Genomic DNA, 5,449 nt, shown 5'->3' with positions numbered 1-5,449 from the left:
GGCGGCCCCAGCGCCGTGTCCGTACCCCCGTTCGGGGGTGGCGGCGCGGGGCCGGGGCCGCGAGCATGGTCCCTGTCCCGCACCGCCGTCCCCAGGAGCCAGCCCGTGCCGACCACGCCGACCCCACGCAGCTACGCCTCCGGCACCTCGGACGTCCCGCTGCTCGGCGACACCATCGGGGAGAACCTCGACCGCGCGGTGCGCGCCCACCCCGAGCGCGACGCCCTGGTCGACCGGGCCACCGCCCGCCGCTGGACCTACGCCGAACTCGGAGCCGACGTCGACGCCCTGGCGCTCGGCCTGCTGGAACTCGGGATCGCCAAGGGGGACCGGGTCGGCATCTGGGCCCCCAACTGCGCCGAGTGGACACTCGCCCAGTACGCCACCGCCAAGCTCGGCGCGATCCTGGTCACCGTCAACCCGGCCTACCGTGACCACGAGTTGGAGTACGTGCTGAACCAGGCCGGCATCCGGCTGCTGGTCGCCGCCGAGCGCTTCAAGACCTCGGACTACGCCGGGATGATCGAGGAAGTCCGGCCCCGCTGCCCCGAGTTGGAGCGCGTCCTGCTGCTCGGCAGCCCCGCCTGGGACGCCGTGCTCGCCGCCGGGAGGACGGCTGACCGAACCCGACTCGCCGAGCGCCAGGGCGAGTTGGCCCCCGATGACCCGATCAACATCCAGTACACCTCCGGGACGACCGGCTTCCCCAAGGGTGCGACGCTCTCGCACCACAACATCCTCAACAACGGCTACTTCGTGGGCGAGCTGCTCGCCTACACCGAGCAGGACCGGATCTGCATCCCGGTACCCTTCTACCACTGCTTCGGCATGGTGATGGGCAACCTGGCGGCCACCTCGCACGGCGCCTGCATGGTCATCCCGGCCCCCTCCTTCGAGCCCGGCGCCACCCTGGCCGCCGTCGCCGCCGAGCGCTGCACCTCGCTGTACGGCGTGCCGACCATGTTCATCGCCGAGCTGGCCGACCCGGACTTCGACCGCTACGACCTCGGCAGCCTGCGCACCGGCATCATGGCGGGCTCGCCCTGCCCGAGCGAGGTGATGAAGGAGGTCATCGGGCGGATGGGCATGACGCAGGTCTCCATCTGCTACGGGATGACCGAGACCTCGCCGGTCTCCACCCAGACCCGGGTCGACGACCCGGTCGAGCGGAGGGTCACCACGGTGGGCCGGGTCGGTCCGCACCTGGAGGTCAAGGTGATCGACCCGGCCACCGGCCGTACCGTCCCGCGCGGCGAACCCGGCGAGCTGTGCACCCGCGGCTACTCCGTCATGCTCGGCTACTGGGGCGAGCCCGAGCGCACCGCCGAGGCCGTCGACGCCGCCCGCTGGATGCACACCGGGGACCTCGCGGTGATGGACGAGGAGGGCTACCTCGCCATCACCGGCCGGATCAAGGACATGGTGATCCGCGGCGGCGAGAACCTCTACCCGCGCGAGATCGAGGAGTTCCTCCACACCCACCCGGACATCCTCGACGTCCAGGTGATCGGTGTCCCCGACACCAAGTACGGCGAGGAGCTGATGGCCTGGATCCGGATGCGGGAGGGCGCCGAGCGGCTCACCGCCGAGACCGTCCGCGCGTACTGCACCGGCCGGCTCGCCCACTTCAAGATCCCGCGCTACGTGCACGTGGTCGAGGAATTCCCGATGACGGTCACCGGGAAGATCCGCAAGGTCGAGATGCGGGCGGAGGCCCAGCGCATCCTGGGACTCTGACCGGGGCCCTCCGGCCGGGTGTGTCCGGGGAGCGCGGTGGCCCGCCCGGCGGGAGAGTGTGATCATGCCCCTCGACGTCACAGTGGAACGCCTGATCCCCCTCCCGCCCGCCGCCGTCGCCGCCTACGCGATGGACTGGCGCCACGACTCCGAGTGGACCCGGGCCATCCGCACCGCCACGCTCACCCGGGAGGCCGACACCGGCGGGTTCGGCGTGGGCGCCGAGGTCACCCGGAGCGCGCACTTCCTGGGCCGGCCGACGAGGTACGTGCTGCGCGTGGCCGGCTACCACCCGCCGACGGTGCTCGACATGGTTCCCGTTGCCGGGCCCCTGGCGATGCGCGTCACCTACACCTTCGAGCCCACCCGGGCCGGCACCTTCGCCCGCATCCGCGTCCGCGGCTGCCCGGCCGGCCTCCAGTGCCTCGCCTGGCCCCTGCTCGCCCTCCCGGTCCGTGCCGCCCTGGCCGAGGACCTTCGAGCGCTGGAGGCCCGACTGACCGGGTGACCGCCGTCCGAGGTCCAGCCGTCCCGCAAACCTGCGCCTTCCGTTTCCCCCGCTCGGGTAGGGTGCGCCGACACCACAGCCGGATCGGGAGAGGTACAGCGCATGAGTTCGTCGCCGGCGGCGGCCGGGCCGGGGGAGTTGCGGCGACACCTGGGGGTGTTCGACGCCGTGGTGATCGGGCTGGGCTCGATGATCGGCGCGGGCGTCTTCGCCGCGCTCGCGCCCGCGGCCGGGGCCGCCGGCTCCGGGCTGCTGGTCGGGCTGGCGATGGCCGGCGCGGTGGCGTACTGCAATGCGACCTCCTCGGCCCGGCTGGCCGCCCGCTACCCGCAGTCCGGCGGCACCTACGTCTACGGCCGGGAGCGGCTCGGCGAGTTCTGGGGGTACCTGGCCGGCTGGGGCTTCGTGGTCGGCAAGACCGCCTCCTGCGCCGCGATGGCCCTCACCGTCGGCTCCTACGTCTGGCCCGCCCAGGCCCACGCCGTCGCGGTCGCGGCCGTGGTGGCGCTGACCGCCGTCAACTACGTCGGCGTGCAGAAGGCCGCCTGGCTGACCCGGGCGATCGTGGCCGTCGTCCTGGCGGTGCTCGCCGCCGTGGCCACCGCCTGTCTGACGAGCGGCGAGGCGGACACCGGTCACTGGACCATCGGTGCGGACGCCGGCTTCCACGGTGTGCTCCAGGCTGCCGGTCTGCTGTTCTTCGCCTTCGCCGGGTACGCCCGGATCGCCACGCTCGGTGAGGAGGTCCGCGACCCGCGGCGCACCATTCCCCGGGCGATCCCGCTGGCCCTCGGCATCACCCTGGTCGTCTACGCCGCCGTCGCCCTCGCCGTCCTGGCCGTGCTCGGCCCCGAACGCCTCGCTCACTGCGCCGCGCCGCTCGCCGATGCAGTCCGGGCGGCCGGGGTGCCGGGCCTGGCCCCGGTGGTGCGGGCCGGTGCGGCGGCCGCCGCCCTCGGCTCGCTGCTCGCGCTGATCCTCGGCGTCTCGCGCACCACCCTGGCGATGGCCCGCGACCGTCACCTCCCGCACCCACTGGCTGCTGTCCACCCCCGCTTCGGTGTCCCGCACCGCGCCGAGCTGGCCGTCGGCGCGGTGGTCGCCCTCGCCGCGGCCCTCGGCGACATCCGCGGCGCGATCGGCTTCTCCTCCTTCGGCGTCCTCGCGTACTACGCCGTCGCCAACGCCGCCGCCTGGACCCTCACCCCCGCCGAGGGCCGCCCCCCGCGCGCCGTCCCGTTCCTCGGCACGGCCGGCTGCCTCGTCCTCGCTTTCTCCCTCCCCACCGCCTCCGTCCTCTGGGGCGCCGCCGTCCTCGCCCTCGGCGCCGCCGCCTACTTCGCGCGCAAGGTCCTCACCCGCCGGGCCTGAGCCCGGGAACGCGGACGGCCGGCACGGCCCTACGGTGCCGTCAGCCACCTCCCGGCCAGCCGACGCATCTTCCGCAGTCCGGCGGAGGCTCCCGGCGGACGGACCGCCAGGAACAGGTCGATTTCACGGCATACGCGTTCGGTGTCCTCGCGGTTCTCCGTCACCCGCGCCTTGGCGAGACGCTGCCCCAGCTCGGCGATGACGGCGCCCAGATCGGAGCCGGTGAGGTAGGTCTCGGGATCCACCGCGCCGCTCGCGGATCGCGAACCTGACACCTCCGTCCGACGGGCCTCCGCGAGAGCGGCTCGCCAATAGGACAGCACGGCCTGGACGACCGTCGGTGGAGGCACTACCAGTCCGCGTTCCAGGGCTGCCGCCCGCTCCAACGCTTCGGCGAGTCCGAGCACACCGACACGAGTGCGCTGCCGGCCGAGCTCGTGCATCAGCGACATCAGCTCGCCCTCAGCGGCAAGGGCGCGTTGTTCACGGGCCCAGGTCCGGATCCGCTCGATGTCGGCTGCGTGAGCCCTGCGGATGTCGTGCGGTAGCTGCGGATGCAGTGATTCGAGAGCCTGGGCGACCTCGATCGCGAGTGCGGCATCTCCGAATTTCCTTGCTTCCAGGAACCTCGTCTTCAAATCCTGGTACTTCTTCGTCCTGTCCTCGGCCAGGGCCGAGGAGGGCGCCGCACCGCCAGCCGGGCCGGTGCGGTCCACAAGGGCCAGGATCTGCCGTCGATCGGGCTCCGACAAGGACGAGACGGGTATGCCGACACGCTTGGCGAGATGGTCCCACGTGAGCGTGTAGCCACCTCGGGCGGCTACGACCAGGGCTTGCCGGACCTTGGCGGCTATCGCTTCGAGATCCCTGACGGCCCCGGGCCCGGGCAATGCCTGTTGCCGGCTCGGTACGGGGCTCGGCTCGACCGGAGGGGCCGGGCTGATCGCGGCCGGGGTGACCTTCTTCGCCGACGGCCGAGCGGTGAAAGGGGTGGATATCCCGCTCCTGGTCACCCGGCAGCGGGAGAGGTCCGCCCAGCCGATCTCCGTGCCGGAGAACTGTGTGCCCACCTGTATCGCACGGGCCGTCCCCACCGTCTCGAACTTGATCCGCAGGGCGTATCCGCGCCGATCCATGTCCTCGTACGCGGCAGCGGCCGCCGCGGTCCCGAACAGCCAGTCGACGTGGTCCGCGCCGGATTCGAGCTCCTCGGACATCGACCGCCACGAGTCCACGCTGAGGCTTCCCAGCTGCACCCTGAGCAGGTGCCTTCTCCTACTGCCGGAAAACGCCACCGCACTGTCCCTGCTGCCTGGCTTCCCGATGAGCGACGCGGAGTTGGGAAAACCCTGTGCGTCGAGCCAGGCGGTCAGGTCCCGCTTGGCGAAGAGGTGATCGGCACTGCCGACGCCCGCATGGCGGCGCTGGCAGACGTTGGGAATCCCGTCCGGGTCGGGGAAATGGGCGAAGTGGCACACCCGGTCCAGATAGCGCTTGCCGCTCAGCTGCTTGCCACAGCCGCCCAGGAGCACGCCGCACCAAAAACTGTCGCTCCGGTGCACCCGACGAAACCGGTCGAGGTCGTCGTAGTCGGGCGGGAGGATGATCGGAGTGTCCGATCCGGGATGACCGAGCACGGCCGTCTGCACGCTCCGGCCATCTGCAGCTCCGCTGATGGGGGCCTCCCTCCCGTCGGCGTTCTCATGCAGGACCCGTCGACCGCGATCACTACAGGCGGTCAGCCTTCCAGGGCACGGCCCGGTACTCAAGGGCCTGTGCGGCAACGGTTGTGCTCAGAGCCTCGGCAAGGCACTCACCCGCCGGGCCTGAGCC

The 5,449-nt window shown here is 72.2% G+C and carries 4 protein-coding genes; 3 read left to right on the top strand and 1 reads right to left on the bottom strand.

All coding sequences use genetic code 11. The annotated features are described in order from the left end of the window. Nucleotides 1-105 precede the first annotated feature (105 nt). The 3 genes from ACFU7Y_RS39140 to ACFU7Y_RS39130 all read left to right on the top strand — a co-directional run bounded on the left by ACFU7Y_RS39140 (nt 106) and on the right by ACFU7Y_RS39130 (nt 3,616). Nucleotides 106-1,737 carry an AMP-binding protein gene (locus ACFU7Y_RS39140; RefSeq protein ID WP_380771217.1) on the top strand — a complete coding sequence of 544 codons (1,632 nt, stop codon included), beginning with the start codon at nt 106-108 and terminating at the stop codon, nt 1,735-1,737. Nucleotides 1,738-1,801: 64 nt separating this feature from the next. Further along, nucleotides 1,802-2,245, top strand: coding sequence for an SRPBCC family protein (locus ACFU7Y_RS39135; RefSeq protein WP_380771216.1), 444 nt, complete (start codon nt 1,802-1,804; stop codon nt 2,243-2,245). 102 nt (nt 2,246-2,347) lie between these two features. Beyond that, nucleotides 2,348-3,616, top strand: coding sequence for an APC family permease (locus ACFU7Y_RS39130; RefSeq protein WP_380771215.1), 1,269 nt, complete (start codon nt 2,348-2,350; stop codon nt 3,614-3,616). A 29-nt stretch (nt 3,617-3,645) separates the two neighbouring features. Here the strand turns inward: ACFU7Y_RS39130 and ACFU7Y_RS39125 are convergent, their stop codons facing one another. Next, entirely contained in the window at nt 3,646-5,265 is a 1,620-nt protein-coding gene (locus ACFU7Y_RS39125; protein ID WP_380771214.1) for a hypothetical protein, read from the bottom strand. Nucleotides 5,266-5,449: the final 184 nt, after the last annotated feature.

The organism is Kitasatospora sp. NPDC057542 (genome assembly GCF_042801945.1).
Taxonomy (GTDB): domain Bacteria; phylum Actinomycetota; class Actinomycetes; order Streptomycetales; family Streptomycetaceae; genus Kitasatospora.
Note: the sequence above shows the minus strand (reverse complement) of the source record. Positions and strands in the feature narration are given on the sequence as shown.

Excerpts from the sequence above, each read along its gene's own strand:
- ACFU7Y_RS39135 (WP_380771216.1), top strand. The coding sequence starts at position 1,802 with ATGCCCCTCGACGTCACAGTGGAACGCCTGATCCCCCTCCCGCCCGCC.
- ACFU7Y_RS39130 (WP_380771215.1), top strand. The coding sequence starts at position 2,348 with ATGAGTTCGTCGCCGGCGGCGGCCGGGCCGGGGGAGTTGCGGCGACAC.